This window comes from Novosphingobium sp. B1 (assembly GCF_900176395.1).
Taxonomy (GTDB): Bacteria; Pseudomonadota; Alphaproteobacteria; order Sphingomonadales; family Sphingomonadaceae; genus Novosphingobium.
Genome location: NZ_FWXL01000011.1, coordinates 78,397 through 101,925, shown reverse-complemented (window position 1 = coordinate 101,925; position 23,529 = coordinate 78,397). Strand labels below are relative to the sequence as shown.

Genomic DNA, 23,529 nt, shown 5'->3' with positions numbered 1-23,529 from the left:
TGGGTGTCCAATGCGGTCGTAACGCGGTGCTCGTCCATCCCCCCAATTCAACCACGCCCCGAGGCTGCGCAAGGTGCCGACAGAACACCGCTTACCGATCAGCGCCTTGGTATAAAGCGTACCTTCGCAGCAAAGGCCGCAAGCAAGGCACAACTCGCTTGCCAGCGAAAGCGGAGCACTCTGCGATTCCATGTGAGAAGCGTAACTTCGCTCGCAAGGTGCTGCTAGTTATCGAACGAAAGTATCCATTATGAATCAGTGTTGCGCGCGGGGCGTGATCTAGTCCTCGATGGCGCCCGCGGCCTTGCGCGAAAACATCGTTTCGCCATTCGCGCGGAAATAGCGGTCGACGAGCAGATCGAGGGCGGTCAGGGCAAGCATGAAGCGCAGATCCGAAACGGCGGGTGCACTTCCCGAGCTTATCGTGTTGCGTCGCTTGCGGGCGAGCGGAAGTGTTTCGCCCGGCTGCAGCAGTTGGCTGACGGCCCTTCTGGCGACCAGGGTTTCATCGACCCGCCGCCTGGCCTCTTCGGGTGCAATCAGTTCCTTGCGCAGTTCCGACAGAGTCTTGCATCGATAGCTGCGACAGGTGATCGGGCGGCGGGCGTAGATCTCGCACCTGCGTTCCACCGAATAGTGGCAAGGCTGAGGAAAGCTGGGTTCGCCGCCGTCGTCGCTGATGGCGAAGTCTGCCGCGAGCGCTGGCGCTTCGTCCGGCGAGACGTTCACGTAGGCGAACTTTGTGCCGTCGCAACACATCGCGCAGTGGGTGCACAAGTCCTGCTCCTGGCGAGGTGGATCGACTGAGAGGCAGGATGTCATGACGGCAGCGTAATGACGCGGAACCGGGGGTTCAATCGAATTCCCAGGCCCTTTCGCCATGGCTGGTGATGTCGAGACCTTCGCGCTCCTCGTCCTCGGTGACGCGCATCGGAATGACCATGGCAACCATCAGCGCGCACACGACCGTGGCAAAGGCGCTCCACAGTGCGACTATGCCGACTCCGGCGAACTGGGCAACGAGCTGGCGGACCATGTTCATGCCATCGGCGTAACCCGTGCCTCCGAACCCATCGGAAAGGAATACGGCCAGCAGGATCGAGCCGAGCATGCCGCCGACACCGTGAACGGCAAAGACATCGAGGGAATCATCGATCTCGAGCCGCTGCTTCACCAACTGGATCATCGGGTAGCAGACGATTGCGCCCAGAGCGCCGAAGATCATCGCCGCGCCGGGGGCAATGAAGCCGGCCGCGGGCGTGACCGTCGCCAGTCCGGCAACGGCGCCCGTAGCAAAGCCGACCGAGGTTGGCTTGCCCACGCTGAACTTTTCGATGGCAATCCACACCAGCGCAGCGATGCAGGCCGCGACGTGGGTGTTGATGATCGCCGAAGCCGCATCGTCGTTGGCAGCAAGGGCCGATCCGCCGTTGAACCCGAACCAGCCAACCCAGAGCAGGGCAGCGCCGGCCATGGTCAGCGAAGGGCTGTGGGGGAGCATGAGTGTCTTGGGGAAGCCGCTGCGCTTGCCAAGCAGGAGCGCGACCACCAGCGCCGAAATGCCGGCGGTGGTATGGACGACGATGCCTCCGGCAAAATCGAGCGTGCCGAACCGGGTGGCGAGCCATCCGCCGCCCCAGACCCAGTGTGCGACCGGGGCGTAGACGATAAGGCCCCACAAGGCGCAGAACCCGATCACCCAGCCGAAACGCGCCCGGTCGACCCATGCACCGACCATGAGGGCCGGCGTGATCAGGGCAAAGCACATCTGGAACAGGGCGAAAGCGCTTTCGGGAATGGTCGTGCCGGCGCGAACATTGCCGATATCGAGCAGCATCCAAGCATTGCCGCCGCCCAGCCATCCGGCAGAGACGTTGCCGAATGCCAGCGTGTAGCCCACCATGATCCACAGCACCGAGGCGACCGCAGCGATCGCGCCGACTTGCACCAGCACCGCGAGAAAGCCCTTGGCGCGGACCAGGCCGCCGTAGAACAGGGTAAGACCGGGCATCGTCATCAGCAGCACGAAGGCCGAGGAGACGAGGATCCAGGCGGTATCGCCGCTATCGGCGACATCCTGCACGCTGGTGAGGGCATCTTGCGCGTGAGCGGCAAGCGACAGCAACGCCAGTCCGGTGGTCAACACCGCGCCGAAAAGCCCCTTGGCGGTTCTCGCAATCATCGTACGCCTCTCCCCTCTCGCACGCGTATGACGTGCCAGACCCTCTCCGGGCCGGGCATTAGAGCAACATTGCGCAGGTGCACAAGGAGGTGAGCGAACGATTGTTGTGCTAAACGTGGACCTGTTACGCTGAGTGCCAATAACTTGGGCGCAGCGTGCAATCAGACGAGACCCTGCAGCACCTGATCAGGCGGGCGGTGGCCATCGGCCCAGAAGCGGATGTTGGCGATGACCTTGTCGCCCGATGCAATGCGGCCTTCGAAAGTGGCGCTGCCCATGTGCGGGAGAATGGCGACATTGGAATGGGCGAGGAGCCGGGCATCGACCTGGGGTTCATGCTCGAACACATCGAGGCCCGCCCCGCCGATGCGCCCGGCAACAAGCGCCTCGATCAGCGCCTCCTCATCGACGAGCTGGCCACGCGCGGTGTTAACCAGATAGGCGCTGGGCTTCATCAGCGCGATGCGACGAGCATCGATCATGTGCAGCGTTTCGGGCGATGCAGGGCAGTGCAAGGTGAGAATGTCGGCCGCGGCGACCAGATCGTCGAGATCGTCGACGTAAGTTGCGCCGAGCATGGTCTCGAATGCTTCGGGCAAGCGATGGCGGCTGTGATAGGCGACGTTGAGACCGAAGGCCCGGGCCCGGTGGGCGACGGCCTGACCGATCCGGCCCATGCCGACGATACCCAGGGTCTTGCCCGAAAGACGATGGCCCAGCATGGTCGATGGCGCCCAGCCTTCCCATTTCCCGGCACGCAAGGTCCGTCCGCCGTAGTTGAGCCGGCGGGCGACCGAGATGATGAGCGCGATGGTCATGTCCGCGGTGTCATCAGTGAACACGCCGGGCGTGTTGGTGACCATGATCTTGCGCGCACGGGCCGCGGCAAGATCGATATGTTCGGTGCCGGCGCCGAAATTGGCGATCAACCCGAACTGGGGCCCGGCTTGCGCGATCAGATCGGCATCGATCGCATCCGTCACGGTGGGCACCAGCACATGCGCCGTATTCAGCGCGGCTACAAGTTGCTCGCGCGAAAGAGGCTTGTCCTCGGCGCTGAGCGTGACGTCGAAAAGTTCCGACATGCGCGCCTCGGTTTCGGGCAGGAGGCGGCGCGTGACGACGACCCGCGGCTTGCCTTCGATGCGACGTGTCGGACGATATTCGGACGAGCTAGGCATAGTCCTGAAGCTAGGCGCGTAAGGGCCGGACGGTCAAGCATCCGGGCAGCGGAGCGCCGGGGACAGGTTGTGCATCCGCCTTGCTCTTGCGCTGCATTTTTGCGACGGCAAGGCATGGTCAAAACTCTGCTGCAACGCTTCAGGCATTCGCGCTGCGCCATCATGCCGCTGGCGCTTCTCACGGCCTCCGTTCCCGTCGCGATGGTGGCGGCCGGCCCGGCAATTGCGCAAGATGCAGAGTCCGGCGTGCCCTATTGGGTGAGCACGCGCAAGGATACTGCCAACATGCGCGTAGGGCCGGGGCGGGAATATCGCATCAAGTGGACCTATACGCGCAAGGGCGTGCCGATGAAGGTCCTGCGGATGATGGGCGGGTGGCGGCTGGTCGAGGATCCGGAAGGTGCGCGCGGCTGGATCCTGCAGCAGTTCCTGAGCCGTGAGCGCGCTGGCATCATCAAGGGCAGCATCACCGGCATGCGCGAAAGCAAGGATGGCAGCGGGCGGTTGCTGTGGCGCGTCGCGCCCGGCGTGATCGGCAAGCTCGGCGAATGCAAGGATGGGTGGTGCCCGTTCGAGGTCGACGGTCGCAAGGGATACATCAAGGCGAGCACGGTCTGGGGCGCGGGCACGCCCTGATTGCCAAGCCTTTCGCAACCGAAAAAAGCCCCGGCCTCTCGCGAGACCGGGGCTTTTCGATGCAATTGCGTCAGTTTCAGACGATTTCGACTGCCAGCGCCGTGGCTTCGCCGCCGCCGATGCAGAGGCTGGCGACGCCCCTGGTCTTGCCGTGCTGCTTGAGTGCGGCGATCAGCGTGGTGACGATGCGGGTGCCCGATGCGCCGATCGGGTGGCCGAGGGCGGTAGCGCCGCCGTTGACGTTGATCTTCTCGTGCGGAATGCCGAGATCGTGCATGGCGAACATCGCAACGCAGGCGAAAGCCTCGTTCACTTCGAACAGTTCGACGTCAGCGATCGACCAGCCGGCCTTGTTGAGGACTTTCTGGATTGCGCCGACAGGGGCCGTGGTGAAGTCCTTCGGCTCCTGCGCGTGCGCGGCCAGGGCAACGATCCGCGCGACGGGCGCAAGACCCGAAGCCTTGGCGACGCTTTCGCGCGCCAGCACGACAGCGGCAGCGCCGTCCGAGATCGACGAAGACGTTGCCGCAGTGATCGTGCCATCCTTGGCAAAGGCAGGCTTCAGCGACGGGATCTTGTCCGGGCGGCCCTTGCCGGGCGCTTCATCGGTGTCGACAGTGACTTCGCCAGCGCGAGTCTTGACGGTAACGGGCGCGATCTCGTCCATGAATGTGCCATCGGCGATGGCGGCCTGGGCACGGCGCAGCGATTCGATAGCGTATTCGTCCTGGTTCTCGCGGGTCAGCTGGTAGGCGTTCGCCGTGTCCTGCGCGAAGGTGCCCATGGCACGACCGGCGTCGTAGGCGTCTTCGAGGCCATCGAGGAACATATGGTCATAGGCCATGTCGTGGCCGATGCGCGCGCCAGAGCGGTGCTTCTTGAGCAGGTAGGGGGCATTCGTCATCGATTCCATGCCACCGGCAACGACGATGTCGACGCTGCCCGAAGCGAGCGCTTCGGCACCCATGATGATCGTCTGCATGCCCGAGCCACAAACCTTGTTCACGGTCGTTGCCTGAACCGACTTGGGCAGTCCTGCCTTGATCGCGGCCTGGCGGGCAGGGGCTTGGCCGAGGCCGGCTGGCAGCACGCAGCCCATGTAGATGCGCTCGATGCTGTCAGGCGTGACGCCTGCGCGCTCGACCGCAGCCTTTACCGCAGTGGCGCCAAGATCGGTTGCGGCGACATCCGCGAGGCTGCCCTGCATCGCGCCCATCGGGGTGCGGGCGTAGGACAGGATGACGACGGGATCGGCGGACGAGAACTGTGCCATGGCTTGACGGCCTCCTGCGTTTCGGTGCTGATGCGCGGGCTTGTACGCTCCCGCGTTCGTCTGCGTACATAGTGCTGCACTGCAGCGAACGCAAATGGGGCATTGGGCCAATGCATGATTGAGCCTGCATTTTCACCGGTTTTCAATGTGGTTCAACTGGTTGGTGGTGCCGTTCTGGGGGCGGTGGTCGGCAGCTTCCTTGGAGCGGCGCTCGTGCGCTTGCCGCAGGGGCGCTCTGTCGTGACCGGGCGTTCAGCCTGCGACGGCTGCGGCAAGGCACTGACGGTGGCGGAGCTGGTGCCGGTATTTTCGTGGCTGCTGCAGCGTGGCAAGTGCCGCGCCTGTGGAGCGAGCATCGGCGGATGGCAATTGGGGTGCGAGCTGGGTGGGGCAGGGGTGGGCGTGGGCTCGCTGCTGCTGGCGCGCGAGGGGCTTGCCTTGCCCGCCATGCTGCTGGGATGGCAACTCCTCCTGCTGGCGCTGCTCGACCTGCGGCATCTGTGGTTGCCACGCCTGCTGACGGCGTGCCTTGCGGGCTCGGGTGCGGTGATAGCCTTTGCAAGGGCCTGGGCGGCGCAGGATCTCGCGCCCGTGCTGATCGGCGCTGGCGGCGCAGCGGTGGGCTTTCTCTCTCTATGGTTGATCGCGAGGTTCTACCTGAAGGCGCGCGGACGCGAAGGCATGGGCGGCGGCGATCCGCCACTGCTCGGCGCGATTGGCCTGTGGGTTGGGCCGCTGGGCGTGGTCGAGACCATGCTGGGTGCCAGCATCGTCGGGATCATGGCGGCTATTGTCATGCTTGTCAGCAAGCGTAAGATCGACGCCGAAACGGCCCTGCCACTGGGGACCTGCCTTGCCGCTACGGCCTGGCCGATCTTCCTGTTGCAAGGGTTTGGCTGAAAAAGATTCGGGGGAGCATGGCGAAATGTTCAAGGAAACCGCGCGCGACGAGATGATGCTGGCGCTGGACAAACAGCGCGAGGCTTTCACGACTGCCCGGCCAGAACCGCTTGCTACCCGCAATGACCGGCTGGAGCGCTGTGCGAAGATGCTGCTCGCGCATGGCGAGGACTTTGCCAGGGCAATGAGCGCCGACTTCGGCCATCGCAGTCATGAGCAGTCGATGCTGACCGACATCATGCCTTCGATGAGCCTTATCCGCTATTCGCAAAAGCGCATGAGGGGCTGGAGCAAGCCAGAGAAGCGCCATGTCAACTTCCCGCTGAACCTGCTCGGAGCGCGGGCTGAGGTCCGGTACGAGCCCAAGGGCGTGATCGGCATCGTCGCGCCGTGGAACTTTCCGGTCGGACTGACGATGGGGCCGCTGGCGCAAGCGTTTGCCGCCGGCAATCGCGCCATGCTCAAGCCCAGCGAGTTCACCGAGCGGACCTCTGAACTGATGGCCGAGCTTTTTCCCAAATTCTTCGGTGAGGAGGAAGTGGCGGTGATCTTGGGCGGACCGCAGACGGGCCAGGACTTCTGCTCCCTGCCCTTCGACCACCTGCTGTTCACCGGCGCAACCTCGATCGGCAAGCATGTCCTGCATGCGGCGGCCGACAATCTCGTGCCGGTAACGTTGGAACTGGGCGGCAAGTCGCCCACCATTCTCGGGCGCAGCGCTGACGTTGCCAAGGCCGCCGACCGCATCGCGCTCGGCAAGATGATGAACGCGGGCCAGATCTGCCTGGCGCCGGACTATATGCTCGTTCCCGAAGAACTCGAGCAAAAGGCCATCGGCGCGGTTCAGGCGAGCGTGGCGCAAATGTATCCGACACTGCTTGCCAATGACGACTACACCTCGGTCATCAACCGCCGCCACCGCGATCGGCTGGCGGGTCTTGTCGAGGATGCGGTTGCCAAGGGAGCCGAGGCGATCGTCGTCAATCCGGGCAACGAGAATTTCGACGGATCGAATGGCAACAAGCTGCCACTGACGATCCTGCGCAATGTCAACGACGACATGAAGGTGATGCAGGACGAGATTTTCGGGCCGATCCTGCCAGTGAAGACCTATGGGCGGATCGAGCAGGCTATCGATTACGTGAATGCGCACGACCGTCCGCTGGGGCTGTACTATTTCGGTGAGGATTCGACCGAGCGCGAGACCGTGCTGACCCGGACGATTTCGGGCGGCGTCACGGTCAATGACGTTATTTTTCATGTCTCGGCAGACGATCTGCCCTTTGGTGGAGTGGGGCCTTCGGGCATGGGCAGCTATCATGGCGTCGAAGGTTTTCGTGCGTTCAGCCATGGCCGCGCGGTCTATAGCCAGCCGAAGATCGATCTGGCCAAGATTGCAGGCCTCAAGCCACCCTATGGCGCGGCCACCGCACGCACGCTCAAGATGCAGTTGAAGTAGGTTAGGCATATGAAAGGACAGGCCTGCGCGGAGCTTGTCCTTTCGCATGATGCGGGGAAAAGGGCGGGCAAATCCGCCCGTACCGCAATGCACACCACTTGCGCAGGCGCGCGGTCGGGACTAGGGCGCAGGCGAACCTGCAGCTTCGCGAGTCAGCCCTTTGGTCGATCTGTCTCAATACCTGCCGATCCTGATCTTTCTCGGGATCGCTCTGGCATTATCCTCGGCATTCGTGTTCCTGCCGATGGGCGTGGCCCGCTTGACCGGAGCCCACAATCCCACGGCTGAAAAGCTCAGCGAGTACGAATGCGGCTTCCCCGCGTTCGAGGATCCGCGCAGCCAGTTCGACGTGCGGTTCTATCTCGTCGCGATCCTGTTCATCATCTTCGATCTCGAAGCCGCGTTCCTGTTTCCCTGGGCGGTCAGCCTGAAGGAAACCGGCTGGGCCGGGTGGACGACCATGATGGTCTTCCTCGGCGAACTGGTGATCGGCTTTATCTACGCCTGGAAGAAGGGCGCACTGGACTGGGAATGAGCAACATGGCCACTAACCCGCTCGTTACCGCCAATGCCGGTGCCGTCACGGCGCCGGACCAGGCGTTTTTCGACAGCCTCAATGCCGAGGTCAATGACAAGGGCTTCCTCGTCACCAGCACCGAGGAGCTGTTCCAGTGGGCCCGCACCGGCTCGCTGTGGTGGATGACCTTCGGCCTCGCCTGCTGCGCGGTAGAGATGATCCACGTGAACATGCCGCGTTACGATATGGAGCGCTTCGGCGTTGCCCCGCGCGCTTCGCCGCGCCAGTCGGACGTGATGATCGTGGCCGGCACGCTGTGCAACAAGATGGCACCGGCGCTGCGCAAGGTCTATGACCAGATGTCGGACCCCAAGTACGTGATCTCGATGGGTTCGTGCGCCAATGGTGGCGGCTATTATCACTACAGCTATTCGGTGGTGCGCGGCTGCGACCGCATCGTTCCGGTGGATATCTACGTGCCCGGTTGCCCGCCGACCGCCGAAGCGCTGCTCTATGGCGTGATGCAGTTGCAGCGGAAGATCCGCCGCGCCGGCACGATCGAGCGCTGAGGAGGGTTGGGTAATGACGGTTCTCCATTCCGCTCCGCGCTGGTCTTCGAACGAGGGCGTGAAGGAAGTCCTGTCCGCAGCGCTTGGCGCGATGCTGGTCAAGGCCGATGAAGAGCATGGCGAAATCCTGCTGACCGTCGCGCGCGACAGCGTCGAGGATGCGCTGCGCGTGCTTCGGGACGAGCATGAATACCAGCAGTTGATGGACATCGCGGGCGTCGACTATCCGCAGCGCGCCGAGCGTTTCGATGTCTGCTACTGCCTGCTTTCGGTGACGAAGAACCATCGCGTGATCGTCAAGGTCGCAACCGACGAGGCGACTCCGGTGCCAACCGTGACGACGCTGTGGCCCAACGCCGGCTGGTACGAGCGCGAAGTCTACGACATGTTCGGCGTGCTCTTTTCGGGCAATCCGGACCTGCGCCGCATCCTGACGGACTACGGCTTCCAGGGGCATCCCTTCCGCAAGGACTTCCCGCTGACCGGCTATGTCGAGCTGCGCTATTCGGAAGAAGACAAGCGCGTGGTCTATGAGCCGGTGCAACTGGCGCAGGACCTGCGGCAGTTCGACTTTATGAGCCCGTGGGAGGGTGCCGACTACGTGCTGCCGGGCGACGAGAAGGCCGTGACGCCGCCGCCTGCGCCGGCACCGGTTGCGACCGCACCCGAAACCAAGGGTTCGGCTTCTGTCGACAAGCCCAAGACGACCGACAGCAAGGCCGACACCGGCGCTGGCGAGAAGGCGAACGACGCCGCGGCTAAGCCGTCTGACGGCAACGATTCCGCCGTCAACGCGCCTGATGCCCCGAAGTCGACCGAGGATCGTCCTGCCAAGAATGACGGAGAAGGCGCATGAGCTTCTCGCTCGAGGAATCGCCGACCACCGGCGACGAGGTCATCACCAACTACACAATCAACTTCGGACCCCAGCACCCGGCGGCGCACGGCGTGCTGCGCATGGTGATGGAGCTTGACGGCGAAATCATCGAGCGCATCGATCCGCACGTCGGCCTGCTGCATCGCGGCACCGAGAAGCTGATCGAGCACAAGACCTACCTGCAGGCGCTGCCGTACTTCGACCGGTTGGACTACTGCTCGCCGCTGGGCATGGAGCACTCTTATGTGCTCGCGGTCGAGAAGCTGCTGAACATCGAGGTTCCGCTGCGCGCCCAGTACCTGCGCGTGCTGTTTGCCGAGCTTACCCGCATCTGCAACCACATGCTCAACCTCGGGTCGCACGTCATGGACGTGGGCGCGATGACGCCGAACCTGTGGATGTTCGAAATCCGCGAGGACTGCCTCAACTTCTTCGAACGCGCATCGGGCGCGCGCATGCACTCGGCATGGTTCCGCCCCGGCGGCGTGCATCAGGACGTGCCGCTCAAGCTGCTGACCGACATGGCGGACTGGATCGACGAGCGCCTGTTCCCGCTGTTCGAGGACGCGATGAGCCTCGTTGTCGACAACCGCATCTTCAAGCAGCGCAATGTCGACATCGCCGTGGTTTCCAAGGAAGATGCGCTGCGCTGGGGATTCTCGGGGCCGATGATCCGTGGCTCGGGCATTCCGTGGGACCTGCGCAAGAGCCAGCCCTACGACGTCTATGACCGGATGGAGTTCGACATTCCGGTTGGCACCAGCGGCGATTGCTACGATCGTTTCATGGTCCGCGTGGAAGAAGTGCGCCAGTCGGCCCGCATCATGAAGCAGTGCATCGCGCAGATGCCCGAAGGCCCGATTGCCAGCACCGACCGCAAGGTCGTGCCGCCCAAGCGCGCAGAGATGAAGCAGTCGATGGAAGCGCTGATCCATCACTTCAAGCTCTACACCGAAGGCTTCCACGTGCCCGCCGGTGAGGTCTATGTGGCGACCGAGAGCCCCAAGGGCGAATTCGGTGTCTATCTGGTCTCGGACGGCTCGAACAAGCCGTACCGCTGCAAGATCCGCCCGACGGCCTTCAGCCATCTTCAGGCGATGGACTTCATGTGCAAGGGGCACATGCTGCCCGACGCCACCGCCATCCTCGGTGCGATCGACGTGGTGTTCGGGGAGTGTGACCGGTGAGCAATCTCGACACTGCCAAGGCGATGATCGCAGCCTACAATGCGCAGGACGTGGATACCTATGTCTCGTACATGACCGACGATGCCTGCGAGGCGAACTATCGCGGGGATGTGGTGCGCGAGGGCAAGGAGGGCACGCGCTCCGGCCTTGCCGCAGCGTTTGCGCGATGGCCGCAGAACCATGCCGAGATCGTCGAAGCGCAGGCTATCGGAAACTACGTGCTGATGCGCGAGCATGTGACGCGGGGGCCCGCCACCGATGGTTCGGCGCTGGTCGAGCCGTTCGATGTGATCGCAGTCTATTCTTTCGAGGGCGACAAGTGCTCTCGGGTGGAGTTTATCCGGTGAAGTCCACGTTTGACCTCATGCGCCTGTGGGCCATGCTGACGGGCCTCGTGCTCGCTGGCTGGTACTTTGGCGAACTGTACTTCGGAGCGAAGCCGACCGATACGCTGCCGATGCTGATCGCCGCCATCGGCGGGTTCGAGCTGTTCCACTGCGCGCAGGACATCCTGATCAAGCGGGGGCGGACCAATGGCTGATCGTTTCATCGAACCCGACAGTCCCGAACTGCGCGCGCGCTGGGGTGGCTTTGAATGGACGGCCGAGAACGCCGAACAGGCCAAGGTCATCGTCGGGCGATATCCCGCCGGGCGTCAGCGTTCGGCTGTGATGCCGCTGCTCGATCTGGCGCAGCGCCAGGTTGGGGCGGAACTGAACACGCAGGGTTGGCTGCCGATCCCGGTGATGGAGTACATCGCCAAATACCTCGACATGCCGGTGATCCGCGTGGTCGAGGTGGCGACATTCTACACCATGTACAACATCGCGCCGATCGGCCGGTTCCACGTGCAGGTTTGCGGCACCACGCCTTGCATGCTGCGCGGGTCGGACGACATTCTGGCCGCCTGCAAGGGCAAGGGCCTGAAGAAGGGCCACACCACGGCGGACGGCATGTTCACGCTGACCGAGGTAGAGTGCATGGGCAACTGCGCCTCGGCCCCGATGGTCCAGATCAACGACGACAACTACGAAGACCTCACCGCCGCCGACATGGAGCGCATCCTTGATGAGCTGGCCGCGGGCAAGCAGCCGAAGACCGGCACGCAGCTTCCCGGTCGTCACACGGTCGAACCGGCAGGGGCGCTCAGCAACCTGACCGCGATGGTCGATGCCAATCACGATTACCGGGGGGAGTGGTAAGCCATGGCTCTCGCTGACAAGGATCGCATCTTCACCAACGTCTACGGCTTCCAGCCGTGGAACCTGGCTGCCGCCCAGGCGCGCGGTGACTGGGACAATACCAAGGCCCTGATGGAGCGCGGGCAGGACGCGATCATCGAGGAGATCAAGGCTTCGGGCCTGCGCGGCCGTGGCGGTGCGGGCTTCCCCACCGGCATGAAGTGGTCGTTCATGCCCAAGGAAAGCAAGGACGGTCGTCCGAGCTTCCTGGTCATCAATGCCGACGAATCCGAGCCGGGTTCGTGCAAGGACCGCGAAATCATTCGCCACGATCCGCACAAGCTGATCGAGGGCGCGCTGATTGCGGGCTACGCGATGCGCGCGCGCGCCGCCTACATCTACATTCGCGGCGAATACATCCGCGAGGCCGAGACGCTGTTTGCCGCCGTGCAGGAGGCCTATGACGCCGGCCTGATCGGCAAGAACGCGAGCGGTTCGGGCTACGATTTCGACGTCTTCGTCCATCGCGGCGCGGGCGCCTACATCTGCGGTGAAGAAACCGCGATGATCGAAAGCCTTGAAGGCAAGAAGGGCCAGCCCCGCCTCAAGCCGCCGTTCCCGGCAGGTGCAGGCCTCTACGGCTGCCCGACCACGGTCAACAACGTGGAATCGATCGCGGTTGCGCCGACAATCCTGCGGCGCGGCGCTTCGTGGTTCTCCTCGTTCGGTCGCGAGAACAACAAGGGCACCAAGCTCTTCCAGATCAGCGGCCACGTGAACCGGCCCTGCGTGGTCGAGGAAGAGATGAGCATCCCGTTCAGCGAGCTGATCGAGAAGCACTGTGGCGGCATCCGTGGCGGCAAGGACAACCTGCTTGCCGTGATCCCGGGTGGCTCGTCGGTGCCGCTGGTTCCGGCCGCTGAAATCTGGGACGCGCCGATGGACTTCGATGGCCTTCGTGCGCTGGGTTCGGGCCTTGGCACCGCGGCCGTCATCGTCATGGACAAGTCCACCGACATCGTCCGTGCGATTGCCCGCCTGTCGTACTTCTACAAGCACGAAAGCTGCGGCCAGTGCACGCCGTGCCGCGAAGGCACCGGTTGGATGTGGCGCGTGATGGAGCGCCTGCGCACCGGCGATGCCGACGTCAGCGAAATCGACATGCTGTTCAATGTGACCAAGCAGGTCGAAGGCCACACCATCTGCGCCCTCGGCGACGCCGCCGCATGGCCGATCCAGGGCCTGATCAAGCACTTCCGCCCGGAGATCGAGCGCCGGATTGCCGAGAACGCTCGGGAGGCGGCGGAGTGAAGATTGCGTTACTCGCCCTTGCTGCATTGTCGTTCGGCCCAGCTCCCGGAGCATATGCGAAAACAGCGGCAAACATGACCGGGCACGAGCAGCGCGTTGCACTTCAGGTTTTGGCGCGATGCAATCTGGAGCAGATGAGACCATTAGCGGTAGACATGGCGCTCAACCTTGGCACGCCCAATGTTGCCGGAAATTTCGGCAAGCTTGGAAATGCGACATGCGCAAAACGTGTTTCGTCAGATTTTGCTCGAATTAGGATATCTGCAGCCGCCCTTGCGAGTGCGATTGCAGAAGAGCTGTTGCAAGGAAGGGACCTCGGCTCTTTGAGTGAAAAGCTGTCGGACGCACCTGCAATCCAACGAAATGCAGAGCCGACCTTTGATCCTGCTAAAGGATCGCGGGAGCGTTTCGATGCCATGCTTGCCACAAATCGCGCTGAGCGCACTTTGGATGTTCTTGGCGAGTGTGTGGTGAGAAAGTCACCACAACTTGTGGCAGGTGTCTTTCAAACCGGCATGGATACACCGGAAGAGAATTCTGCGCTGAAGGCAGTATTGCCGACGGTATCTGAGTGTGTGGCTTCGGGCGCGATCAAGGTCCGGCCTGCACAGATCCGCCAAGTTTTTGCCATAAACTATCTTCGTCTTGCCGCAGCAGCGGTACCCGGCTTCAAAGAGGGCCTCCTCTAATGCCTAAAGTCAAAGTCGACGGCGTAGAACTCGAAGTCCCGGCAGGCGCTACCGTCCTGCAGGCGTGCGAGCTGGCCGGCAAGGAAATCCCGCGTTTCTGCTATCACGAGCGCCTGAGCATCGCTGGCAACTGCCGCATGTGTCTGGTCGAGGTGAAGCCGGGGCCGCCCAAGCCGCAGGCGTCGTGCGCGCTGCCCGCCACCGAAGGCCAGGAAATCCGCACGGATTCCGAGATGGTCAAGAAGGCGCGGGAAGGGGTGATGGAGTTCCTCCTGATCAATCACCCGCTCGACTGCCCGATCTGCGATCAGGGCGGTGAGTGCGACCTGCAGGACCAGTCGGTTGCCTATGGCCGCGGCGCCTCGCGCTATCACGAGAACAAGCGCGCGGTGACCGAGAAGTACATGGGCCCGCTCATCAAGACGACGATGACGCGGTGCATCCACTGCACCCGCTGCGTGCGCTTCAGTGAAGAAGTGGCCGGCGTGGACGAGATCGGCGCGCTCTATCGCGGCGAGACGATGCAGATTTCCACCTATCTGGAAAAGGCTGCGGCGCACGAGCTTTCGGCCAACGTGATCGACCTCTGCCCGGTCGGCGCGCTGACTTCGCGCCCCTATGCGTTCGAAGCGCGTCCGTGGGAGCTGAAGAAGACGCTGTCGATCGACGTTTCGGACGCGATCGGCTCGAACATCCGGCTCGACAGCCGTGGTCGCGAAGTGATGCGCGCCCTGCCGCGCGTCAACGACGACGTGAACGAGGAATGGCTGTCCGACCGTGGCCGCTACATGGTCGACGGGCTGACCCGCCGCCGCCTTGACAAGCCGTGGCTGCGCCGTGACGGCAAGCTGGTCGCTGCAACCTGGGCCGAGGCGTTCGAGGCGGTTGCCAGGATCAATCCGGGTTCCTCGGTGGCGGTGATCGCGGGCGATCTGGTCGATTGCGAGACGATGTTTGCCGCCAAGAAGCTGGCGGGCGCGCTGGGCTCGACGCTGCTCGAAGGCCGCCAGACCGGCCTCGCGTACGATGCGTCGAACCTTGCTGCGGTGAACTTCAACTCGACCATCGCTGGTATCGAGGACGCCGACGCCGTGCTGATCGTCGGCTCGATGATCCGCGACGAAGCGCCGCTGCTCAACACCCGCCTGCGCAAGGCGGTGAAGAAGGGCGCGAAGGTATACATCGTTGGCCCGCATTGGGATCCGACCTATCCCGCGAAGTTCCTGGGCGACGATCTGGCGGTGCTGGGCAGCCTGCCCGAAGCGGTTACCGAGGCATTCGGCAAGGCTGAACGTCCGGCGGTCATCGTCGGCGGGGCAGGGCTGGCTAAGGGTGGTCTGGAAGCCGGCCTGGCCTTCGCCGCGCAGTTCAATCTGGTGCGTGATGGCTGGAACGGCTTCAACGTCGTGCATATGGCGGCAAGCCGCATGGGCGGTCTGATGCTGGGCTATGCGCAGACGGGCGGCATCGCCGATCTGGTTGCCGCCAAGCCGAAGATGGTCATCTCGCTCGGTGCGGATGAGGTGGACTTCACCAAGTTTGCCGGCTCCATGATCGTCCACATTGGCCACCACGGTGACAAGGCGGCGCACGCTGCCGACGTGATCCTGCCTGCCGCCGCGTTCAGCGAGAAGGACGGCACTTACGTCAACACCGAAGGCCGCGTGCAGTATGCGGAGAAGGCCGTGTTCGCGCCGGGTGATGCCCGCGAGGACTGGACGATCCTGCGTGCGATGGCCGATGCACTGGGCGTTTCGGTCGGCTTCGACAGCTTCGAGCAGCTTCGCGCGGCGATGGTTGCCGAAGTTCCGGCGCTCGGCGTGGAAGGTCTGGCCGATTACGGTGCGCTGCCTGCCGCTCCTTCGGACGCGAAGGCAGAGGGCGTGATTGCGGGGTATCCGATCAAGGACCGCTACCTGACCAACGCCATCGCCCGTTCCAGCCCGACGCTGCAGCGCTGCTCGGCTGAACTGCTGCATGGTGAGAGCTTCGCGGAGGCCGCGGAATGACCGAGTTCTTCATGGGTCTTGGCCTCTCGTACGAGTGGGCCTGGGGCATCGCCACTGTCTGCGGGATTCTGCTGATCGCGTTCCCGCTGATGCTCGGCGTTGCCATGATCATCTATGCCGACCGCAAGATCTGGGCGGCCATGGCGCTGCGCAAGGGTCCGAACGTAGTCGGGCCGCTCGGCCTGCTGCAGTCGTTCGCCGACGGCTTGAAGGTGTTCCTGCAGGAAACCATCATTCCCTCGGCTGCGAACAAGGGCCTGTTCCTGATCGCGCCGATCATCACCTTCACCGTCGCGCTGATGGCATGGGCGGTGATCCCGTTCAATTCGGGCGCGGTGCTGGCCAACATCAACGTCGGCCTGCTCTATGTTCTCGCGATCTCGTCGCTGGGTGTTTACGGCGTGGTGATCGCGGGCTGGTCGTCCAACTCGAAGTACCCATTCTTTTCGGCGATGCGCGCCTCGGCGCAGATGATTTCCTATGAAGTCTCGATCGGCTTCGTCCTGATCTGCGTGGTGCTGTGGGCGGGGACGTTCAACCTGAACGGCATCGTGCAGGCCCAGAAGGGACATGTATTCGGCATCATCAACGGTTTCGTTGCAAACCCGCTGCTGTTCCCGATGTGGGTGATGTTCCTGATCTCGGGCATGGCCGAAACCGCACGCGCGCCGTTCGACCTGACCGAGGCGGAATCTGAACTCGTCGCCGGGTATCAGACCGAATATTCGTCGATGGCCTTCGCGCTCTACTGGCTGGGCGAATATGCCAACGTGCTGCTGATGTGCGCGCTGAATGCCGTGCTGTTCTGGGGCGGATATCTGCCGCCGCTCGACATTCCGGTGCTCTATCTGGTGCCGGGCTTCGTGTGGCTCCTGCTCAAGATCCTGTTCTTCTTCTTCATCTTCAGCTGGGTGAAGGCCACCGTCCCGCGCTATCGCTATGACCAGCTGATGCGCCTGGGCTGGAAGGTCTTCCTGCCCGTATCGCTGCTGTTCGTATTCCTCGTCAGCGGCTACCTCATGGCTACCGGACACTTCGCATGACCGTCGGACAGCTCATAAAGAGCTTCACCCTGTGGGAGTTCGTGAAGGCGCACTGGCTGACCTTGAAGTATCTCTTCAAGCCCAAGGCGACGATCAACTACCCGTTCGAGAAGAACCCGCTTTCCCCGCGTTTCCGTGGTGAGCATGCCCTGCGCCGTTATCCCAACGGCGAGGAGCGCTGCATCGCGTGCAAGCTGTGCGAGGCGGTCTGCCCGGCGCAGGCTATCACCATCGAGGCCGAACCGCGCGAGGACGGCAGTCGTCGCACCACGCGCTACGACATCGACATGACCAAGTGCATCTTCTGCGGCTTCTGCCAGGAAGCCTGCCCGGTCGATGCGATCGTCGAGGGGCCGAACTTCGAATACGCGACCGAAACGCGTGAGGAGCTGCTTTATGACAAGGCGAAGCTGCTCGCGAACGGGGACAAGTGGGAGCGGGCGATTGCCGCGAACCTTGAAGCCGATGCGCCGTATCGCTAGGGGGCCGCGCCAATGATCCAGGTATTTGCCTTCTATCTCTTCGCCACGCTCTGCATCTTCAGCGGTGCCGTGACGATCCTTGCGCGCAATCCGGTGCATTCGGTGCTGTGGCTGATTCTCGCGTTCTTCAACGCCGCCGGCCTGATGGTACTGGTGGGCGCGGAGTTCATCGCGATGCTGCTGGTCATCGTCTATGTCGGCGCGGTCGCGGTGCTGTTCCTGTTCGTCGTCATGATGCTCGACATCGACTTTGCCGAACTGCGGGCCGGGTTCATCAAGAACTTCCCGCTCGGGATGGCGCTCGCAGTCGTGCTGTTTGTCGAACTGTTCGTCGGCCTGATCGTGCGCGGGGCAGGGTCGGTGGCGTTGGGCAAGGCTGATGGCTCGGCTGCGCCGGTGGCCGAAGCATCCAACATCGAGGCGATTGGTGCGCTGCTTTACAGCCGCTACCTGTTCCTGTTTGAAGCTGCGGGCATCGTCCTGCTGGTGGCCATGATCGGCGCTATCGTGCTGACCCACCGCCAGCGCACTGATACGCGCGGCCAGAACGTCTCGAAGCAGAACGCGCGTCGCCCCGAAGAGGCGACCGTCAATCTCCAGCCTGAGATCGGCAAGGGGGTCCAGATCTGATGATCGGCATCGAACATTACCTCGTCGTCAGCTCGATCCTGTTCGTGCTCGGCGTGCTCGGCATCTTCCTCAACCGGAAGAACGTGATCATCATCCTGATGGCGATCGAACTGATCCTGCTTTCGGTGAACCTCAACCTCGTTGCGTTCAGCGCGTTCCTGCACGACCTTGTCGGCCAGGTTTTCGCCATGTTCGTGCTGACGGTGGCTGCGGGCGAAGCGGCGATCGGGCTTGCCATTCTCGTCATCTACTTCCGTGGCCGCGGCACGATTGCCGTCGACGATGTCAACCGGATGAAGGGCTGAATCGATGTCTTCCATCCTGATAATCGTTTTCCTGCCGCTTCTGGCAGCGATCATCGCAGGGCTTGGCAACAAGAAGCTCGGCGCGGTCCCGGCCAAGGTCGTGACGACCGGCGCGCTGTTCATCTCCTGCGCGCTTTCGTGGCCGATCTTCCTCTCGTTCCTTGGCGGCACCGCCGAAGCGAGCGTCACCCCGGTGCTGCACTGGGTGAAGTCGGGCGCGCTCGACTTCTCGTGGGCGCTGCGGGTCGACACGCTGACGGCCGTCATGCTGGTGGTTATCACCAGCGTCTCGGCTCTCGTCCACCTGTACTCTTGGGGCTACATGAGCGAGGAGCCGGATCAGCCGCGCTTCTTCGCTTACCTCTCGCTGTTCACCTTCGCCATGCTGATGCTGGTGACGGCGGACAACCTGGTGCAGATGTTCTTCGGTTGGGAAGGCGTGGGCCTTGCCTCTTACCTGCTGATCGGCTTCTGGTTCCGCAAGCCATCGGCCAATGCGGCCGCGATGAAGGCCTTCGTTGTCAACCGCGTTGGTGACCTTGGCTTCATGATGGGCATTTTCGGGACGTTCCTGGTGTTCGGCACCGTATCGATTCCGGCGATCCTCGAGGCTGCGCCCGGCGTGGCCGGTTCGACCATCGGCTTCCTGGGCCACCGCTTCGACACGATGACCGTGCTTTGCATCCTGCTGTTCATCGGTGCGATGGGTAAGTCGGCGCAGCTTGGCCTGCACACCTGGTTGCCTGACGCGATGGAAGGTCCGACCCCGGTGTCGGCGCTGATCCACGCGGCGACGATGGTGACCGCGGGCGTGTTCATGGTTTGCCGCCTTTCGCCGATGTTCGAGGTCAGCCCGACGGCTCTGTCGTTCGTGACCTTCATCGGCGCGATGACCTGCATCTTTGCAGCGACCGTCGGCACGACGCAGACCGACATCAAGCGCGTGATCGCCTATTCGACCTGTTCGCAGTTGGGCTACATGTTCTTCGCGGCGGGCGTCTCGGCCTATGGCGCGGCGATGTTCCACCTGTTCACGCACGCATTCTTCAAGGCGCTCCTGTTCCTTGGTGCCGGTTCGGTGATCCACGCGATGCATCACGAGCAGGACATGCGTTACTATGGCGGCCTGCGTAAGCGGATCCCGCTGACATACTGGGCCATGATGATGGGCACGCTGGCGATTACCGGCGTCGGCATCGTCGACCTGTTCGGCTTTGCCGGGTTCTATTCTAAGGACGCGATCCTTGAGGCGGCCTATGCCAAGGGTACCGAGCTTGGGCACTTTGCCTTCTTCATCGGCATTTTCGCGGCGCTGCTGACCAGCTTTTATTCGTGGCGTCTGGTTTTTCTGACGTTCTTTGGCAAACCGCGCTGGGAGCAGTCGGAGCATATCCAGCACGCCGTCCACGATGCGCACGGTCACCACGACCATGCCGACGGTGAGCATGACAATCCGCCGTCGCAGGAAGACGCCGGGCATGAACCGCACGGTCACGCCCATGCCCATCATCACGATGAGCACAGCGACGGCACGGCGGGTTATCACCCGCACGAAAGCCCGCTGAACATGCTGGTTCCGCTGGGCGTGCTGTCGTTGGGCGCAATCTTCGCCGGTTTCGTGTTCCACCACGCCTTCATCAGCGAAGGCACGGGCGAATTCTGGAAGGGTTCGCTGATCTTCGCAGAGCACACCCTGCACGCGATGCACGGCGTGCCGACGTGGGTGAAGTGGGCGCCGTTTGCGGTCATGGCCACCGGCCTGCTGATCGCCTGGTATGCCTACATCAAGAACACGAAGTTCCCGGCGGCGTTCGTCGACCAGTTCGGGTTCCTCTACAAGTTCCTGCTCAACAAGTGGTACTTCGACGAGCTCTACCATTATGTCTTCGTCGTCCCCGCGATGTGGCTCGGCCGGGTGTTCTGGAAGGTTGTCGACCAGGGCGTGATCGACCGGTTCGGCCCGAACGGTGCCGCATGGGTCGTCGCCCAGGGCAGCCGCGCCGCCGCCAAGCTCCAGTCGGGGTATCTCTATAGCTATGCGCTGGTCATGCTCGTCGGCCTTGTCGGCGCGATCAGCTGGGTGATCGCACAATGACCAGTTTTCCGATCCTCTCGCTGATGCTGCTTGTGCCGCTGGTTGCAGCGGTGGCCTGCCTTGTCGTTCCGCGCGAACAGGCGCGTTCGGTGGCGCTGGTCGCCACGATGATCAATTTCGTGCTGGGCGTGATCCTGTGGGCGCAGTTCGACATCGGCGGCGCGCAGTGGCAGTTCACGGAAAGCGCCGCGATCTTCTCGGGCTTCTCGTGGAAGCTCGGCATTGACGGCATCGCGCTCCTGCTGATCGCGCTGACGGTGTTCCTGATGCCGATCTGCATCGGCGCCAGCTGGACCTCGATCGACAAGCGCCAGGGCGAATACTACGCGGCGTTCCTGCTGATGGAAACGCTGATGATCGGCGTTTTTGCGGCGCAGGACCTGTTCCTGTTCTACATCATGTTCGAAGCCGGCCTGATCCCGATGTATCTGATCATCGGCGTGTGGGGCGGGGCTGAGCGCATCTACGCCAGCTACAAGTTCTTCCTCTACACGCTGCTCGGCTCCGTGCTGATGCTGATCGCGATGTTCTGGATGGTGAACGAGGCTGGCACGACCGACATCCCCACGCTGATGGCCTACAACTTCCCGGTGCAGGCGCAGACCTGGCTTTGGTTGGCCTTCTTCGCGAGCTTTGCGGTGAAGATGCCAATGTGGCCGGTCCACACCTGGCTTCCGGACGCGCACGTTCAGGCACCTACCGGTGGTTCGGTGATCCTTGCCGGCGTGCTGCTGAAGATGGGTGGTTACGGCTTCATCCGCTTCTCGCTGCCGATGTTCCCCGAAGCCTCTGCGCAGTTCGCGCCGCTGATCTTCGGCATGTCGATGGCAGCAGTCGTTATCACCTCGCTGATCGCGCTGGTGCAGCACGACATGAAGAAGCTGATCGCCTATTCCTCGGTCGCGCACATGGCGATCGTGACGATCGGCCTGTTCGCATTCAACCAGCAGGGCCTCGAAGGCTCGATGCTGATCATGCTGAGCCACGGCCTGGTGGCGGGTGCGCTGTTCCTCAGCGTCGGCGTGATCTACGACCGCCTGCATACGCGTGAAATTGCGCGCTACGGTGGTCTCTCGATCAACATGCCGTATTACGCGGTGTTCCTGCTGCTCTTCACGATGGCGTCGATCGGCCTTCCGGGCACCAGCGGGTTCGTCGGCGAGTTCCTGTCGCTGCTGGGCGTCTATCAGATCTCGAGCTTGGTGGCGCTGATCTGCACGACCGGAATCATCCTCGGTGCGGCGTACATGCTCTATCTCTATCGCCGTATCGCCTATGGCGAGCAGAAGAACGCAGATGCTGCCGCGATGCTCGATCTCGACAAGCGTGAATGGGCGATGATGGTGCCACTTGCAGCCGTGGTCCTGTGGATGGGCGTGTACCCTGAAAGCTTCATCGCGCCGATGCGCAAGGACATCGCCGCACTCGATGCGCGCCTTGCGCAGGCCAAGCCCAAGGGCGATGCGCAACCTACTGCTGGAAAGCCAATGCCTGCTGGTCATTCTGAACATGCTGCCGCGCACGGGGAGGCACACTGATGGACTTCGCCCGTTCGCTTGCGCTTACCGCGCCTGAAATCCTGATTTCGGTTTCGGGACTGGTACTGCTGCTGATCGCCGCCTGGGGCGGTGACAAGGCCTCCCGCCTGATCTCGATCCTGGCCGTCGGTGTGCTCACGGTCTGCGCCATCCTTACCGCGCCCGCGCTGTGGGGACAGGCGATGGGGCCGGACGTCGCTGCATTTGGTGGCCAGCATCGCGCCGATGCCTTTGCCGCGTTCGGCAAGCTTCTGATTTACGCCAGCGCTGGCGTCACGCTGATCATTGCGCAGTCGTTCTTCGACAAGGCTCGTGCCATGCGGGCGGAATTCCCGCTGCTGGTTCTGTTCGCCTCGCTCGGAATGGGCATGATGGTCTCGGCCGGCGATCTGCTGGCACTGTACATTGGCCTCGAACTGAACAGCCTTGCGTCCTACGTTATGGCTTCGATGCTCCGCAATGACGAGCGCTCGGCGGAATCGGGCCTCAAGTACTTCGTGCTGGGCTCGCTCGCGTCGGGCATTCTTCTGTTCGGCATGAGCCTGACCTATGGCTTCACAGGAACGACCAGCTTTGCCGGGATCAATGCCGCGCTTTCGGGCGGCCTCTCCACCGGCGCCACGTTCGGCCTGATCTTCGTGCTCGCAGGACTTGCCTTCAAGATCAGCGCTGCGCCGTTCCACATGTGGACGCCTGACGTTTACGAAGGCGCGCCTACTCCAGTCACGACCTTCTTCGCCACGGCCTCGAAGGTTTCGGCGCTCGGCCTGCTGATGCGCGTCAGCTTCGAGGCGTTCGGGAGCCAGCCGCATGCATGGCAGCAGGTCGTGATCTTTGCCTCGCTCCTGTCCATCGTGATCGGCGCACTTGGTGCAATCGGCCAGAACAACATCAAGCGCCTGATGGCCTATTCGTCGATCAACAATGTCGGCTTCATCCTGATCGGCCTTGCCACGGCGACCCGTGCCGGGGCATCGGCAATGCTCGTATACATTGCGATCTATGTGGCGATGTCGGTGGCAGGGTTCGTTGCAGTTCTGCTGCTGCGCGACGAGAACGGCAACCAGGTGGAGGCAATCTCTGATCTCGCCGGTCTTTCGAAGACCCGGCCGTGGATTGCCCTGGCGATGGCTTCGGTGATGTTCAGCCTTGCCGGCATTCCTCCGCTGTTCGGGTTCTGGGGCAAGTTCGTGGTGTTCCAGGCTGCGGTCCAGGCCGACATGATCGTACTCGCGGCAATCGGTATCGCGGCTTCCGTGATCGGTGCGTTCTACTACCTCAAGGTCGTCAAGGTCATGTACTTCGACGAACCGGCCGATGTGGTGAAGGGCGCGGGCGAAACGTCGCATACGGTTCTGCTTGTATTGTCCACGCTGGCGATCTCGCCGCTTGGCTACCTCGGCACCAAGTGCCTCGACACGCTTGCAGGATACGCTGCGACCGCGCTGTTCCCGGTCGGTTGAAC

25 protein-coding genes are annotated in these 23,529 nt (G+C 62.9%); 20 read left to right on the top strand and 5 right to left on the bottom strand.

Annotation, left to right across the window (positions count from 1 at the left end; translation table 11 throughout):
- The 4 genes from B9A23_RS23085 to B9A23_RS16975 form a co-directional block, all read right to left on the bottom strand.
- The coding region (locus B9A23_RS23085; RefSeq protein ID WP_217806617.1) for a hypothetical protein at positions 1-192 on the bottom strand (192 nt) is incomplete at its 3' end.
- An 87-nt stretch (positions 193-279) separates the two neighbouring features.
- Entirely contained in the window at positions 280-822 is a 543-nt protein-coding gene (locus tag B9A23_RS16985; protein ID WP_176218033.1) for a YkgJ family cysteine cluster protein, read from the bottom strand.
- Positions 823-853: 31 nt separating this feature from the next.
- Complete coding sequence (locus B9A23_RS16980) at positions 854-2,182, bottom strand: ammonium transporter (protein ID WP_084280208.1); 1,329 nt, start codon at positions 2,180-2,182, stop codon at positions 854-856.
- Between the two features lie 161 nt (positions 2,183-2,343).
- Positions 2,344-3,363 carry a 2-hydroxyacid dehydrogenase gene (locus B9A23_RS16975; protein WP_084280207.1) on the bottom strand — a complete coding sequence of 340 codons (1,020 nt, stop codon included), beginning with the start codon at positions 3,361-3,363 and terminating at the stop codon, positions 2,344-2,346.
- 114 nt (positions 3,364-3,477) lie between these two features.
- On the opposite strand from B9A23_RS16975, the gene B9A23_RS16970 reads away from it, so the two are divergent.
- The gene (locus B9A23_RS16970; protein ID WP_084280206.1) at positions 3,478-3,999 is read left to right on the top strand and encodes an SH3 domain-containing protein; all 522 of its coding nucleotides are present in this window, start codon (positions 3,478-3,480) and stop codon (positions 3,997-3,999) included.
- Positions 4,000-4,075: 76 nt separating this feature from the next.
- On the opposite strand, the gene B9A23_RS16965 is transcribed toward B9A23_RS16970, so the two are convergent.
- The gene (locus tag B9A23_RS16965) at positions 4,076-5,272 is read right to left on the bottom strand and encodes an acetyl-CoA C-acyltransferase (protein ID WP_084280205.1); all 1,197 of its coding nucleotides are present in this window, start codon (positions 5,270-5,272) and stop codon (positions 4,076-4,078) included.
- 114 nt (positions 5,273-5,386) lie between these two features.
- Between B9A23_RS16965 and B9A23_RS16960 the strand changes: the two genes are divergently transcribed.
- From B9A23_RS16960 to nuoN, 19 genes are all read left to right on the top strand, one after another.
- On the top strand, positions 5,387-6,172 hold the full coding sequence (locus B9A23_RS16960; protein ID WP_084280204.1) for a prepilin peptidase: 786 nt from the start codon (positions 5,387-5,389) through the stop codon (positions 6,170-6,172).
- A 25-nt stretch (positions 6,173-6,197) separates the two neighbouring features.
- On the top strand, positions 6,198-7,631 hold the full coding sequence (locus B9A23_RS16955; protein ID WP_084280222.1) for a coniferyl aldehyde dehydrogenase: 1,434 nt from the start codon (positions 6,198-6,200) through the stop codon (positions 7,629-7,631).
- Positions 7,632-7,791: 160 nt separating this feature from the next.
- A complete protein-coding gene (locus B9A23_RS16950) occupies positions 7,792-8,166 on the top strand; it encodes an NADH-quinone oxidoreductase subunit A (protein WP_084280203.1) in 375 nt (124 codons plus the stop codon).
- 5 nt (positions 8,167-8,171) lie between these two features.
- On the top strand, positions 8,172-8,717 hold the full coding sequence (locus B9A23_RS16945; RefSeq protein WP_118074794.1) for a NuoB/complex I 20 kDa subunit family protein: 546 nt from the start codon (positions 8,172-8,174) through the stop codon (positions 8,715-8,717).
- 13 nt (positions 8,718-8,730) lie between these two features.
- Entirely contained in the window at positions 8,731-9,573 is an 843-nt protein-coding gene (locus tag B9A23_RS16940; RefSeq protein WP_084280202.1) for an NADH-quinone oxidoreductase subunit C, read from the top strand.
- A complete protein-coding gene (locus tag B9A23_RS16935; RefSeq protein ID WP_084280201.1) occupies positions 9,570-10,781 on the top strand; it encodes an NADH-quinone oxidoreductase subunit D in 1,212 nt (403 codons plus the stop codon). The genes B9A23_RS16940 and B9A23_RS16935 overlap by 4 nt, the downstream gene beginning before the upstream one ends.
- On the top strand, positions 10,778-11,128 hold the full coding sequence (locus B9A23_RS16930; protein WP_084280200.1) for a nuclear transport factor 2 family protein: 351 nt from the start codon (positions 10,778-10,780) through the stop codon (positions 11,126-11,128). Before B9A23_RS16935 ends, B9A23_RS16930 begins: the two co-directional genes overlap by 4 nt.
- Entirely contained in the window at positions 11,125-11,322 is a 198-nt protein-coding gene (locus tag B9A23_RS16925; RefSeq protein ID WP_084280199.1) for a hypothetical protein, read from the top strand. Before B9A23_RS16930 ends, B9A23_RS16925 begins: the two co-directional genes overlap by 4 nt.
- Positions 11,315-11,983, top strand: coding sequence for a complex I 24 kDa subunit family protein (locus tag B9A23_RS16920; RefSeq protein WP_084280198.1), 669 nt, complete (start codon positions 11,315-11,317; stop codon positions 11,981-11,983). The genes B9A23_RS16925 and B9A23_RS16920 overlap by 8 nt, the downstream gene beginning before the upstream one ends.
- A gap of 3 nt (positions 11,984-11,986) precedes the next feature.
- The gene (nuoF, locus tag B9A23_RS16915) at positions 11,987-13,273 is read left to right on the top strand and encodes an NADH-quinone oxidoreductase subunit NuoF (RefSeq protein ID WP_084280197.1); all 1,287 of its coding nucleotides are present in this window, start codon (positions 11,987-11,989) and stop codon (positions 13,271-13,273) included.
- Complete coding sequence (locus B9A23_RS22365; protein ID WP_139797524.1) at positions 13,270-13,962, top strand: hypothetical protein; 693 nt, start codon at positions 13,270-13,272, stop codon at positions 13,960-13,962. The genes nuoF and B9A23_RS22365 overlap by 4 nt, the downstream gene beginning before the upstream one ends.
- Positions 13,962-15,971 carry an NADH-quinone oxidoreductase subunit NuoG gene (gene nuoG, locus B9A23_RS16910; protein ID WP_084280196.1) on the top strand — a complete coding sequence of 670 codons (2,010 nt, stop codon included), beginning with the start codon at positions 13,962-13,964 and terminating at the stop codon, positions 15,969-15,971. Before B9A23_RS22365 ends, nuoG begins: the two co-directional genes overlap by 1 nt.
- The gene (nuoH, locus tag B9A23_RS16905) at positions 15,968-17,014 is read left to right on the top strand and encodes an NADH-quinone oxidoreductase subunit NuoH (protein ID WP_084280195.1); all 1,047 of its coding nucleotides are present in this window, start codon (positions 15,968-15,970) and stop codon (positions 17,012-17,014) included. Before nuoG ends, nuoH begins: the two co-directional genes overlap by 4 nt.
- Complete coding sequence (gene nuoI / locus B9A23_RS16900) at positions 17,011-17,496, top strand: NADH-quinone oxidoreductase subunit NuoI (protein WP_084280194.1); 486 nt, start codon at positions 17,011-17,013, stop codon at positions 17,494-17,496. Before nuoH ends, nuoI begins: the two co-directional genes overlap by 4 nt.
- A 12-nt stretch (positions 17,497-17,508) precedes the next feature.
- Positions 17,509-18,126, top strand: a complete 618-nt coding sequence (locus B9A23_RS16895) for an NADH-quinone oxidoreductase subunit J (RefSeq protein WP_084280193.1) — start codon at positions 17,509-17,511, stop codon at positions 18,124-18,126.
- Complete coding sequence (gene nuoK / locus B9A23_RS16890; protein WP_011445933.1) at positions 18,126-18,431, top strand: NADH-quinone oxidoreductase subunit NuoK; 306 nt, start codon at positions 18,126-18,128, stop codon at positions 18,429-18,431. The genes B9A23_RS16895 and nuoK overlap by 1 nt, the downstream gene beginning before the upstream one ends.
- Positions 18,432-18,435: 4 nt before the next feature.
- Complete coding sequence (gene nuoL, locus B9A23_RS16885) at positions 18,436-20,526, top strand: NADH-quinone oxidoreductase subunit L (RefSeq protein WP_084280192.1); 2,091 nt, start codon at positions 18,436-18,438, stop codon at positions 20,524-20,526.
- On the top strand, positions 20,523-22,064 hold the full coding sequence (locus B9A23_RS16880) for an NADH-quinone oxidoreductase subunit M (protein ID WP_084280191.1): 1,542 nt from the start codon (positions 20,523-20,525) through the stop codon (positions 22,062-22,064). Before nuoL ends, B9A23_RS16880 begins: the two co-directional genes overlap by 4 nt.
- A complete protein-coding gene (gene nuoN / locus B9A23_RS16875; RefSeq protein ID WP_084280190.1) occupies positions 22,064-23,527 on the top strand; it encodes an NADH-quinone oxidoreductase subunit NuoN in 1,464 nt (487 codons plus the stop codon). Before B9A23_RS16880 ends, nuoN begins: the two co-directional genes overlap by 1 nt.
- The last annotated feature ends 2 nt before the right edge of the window (positions 23,528-23,529 follow it).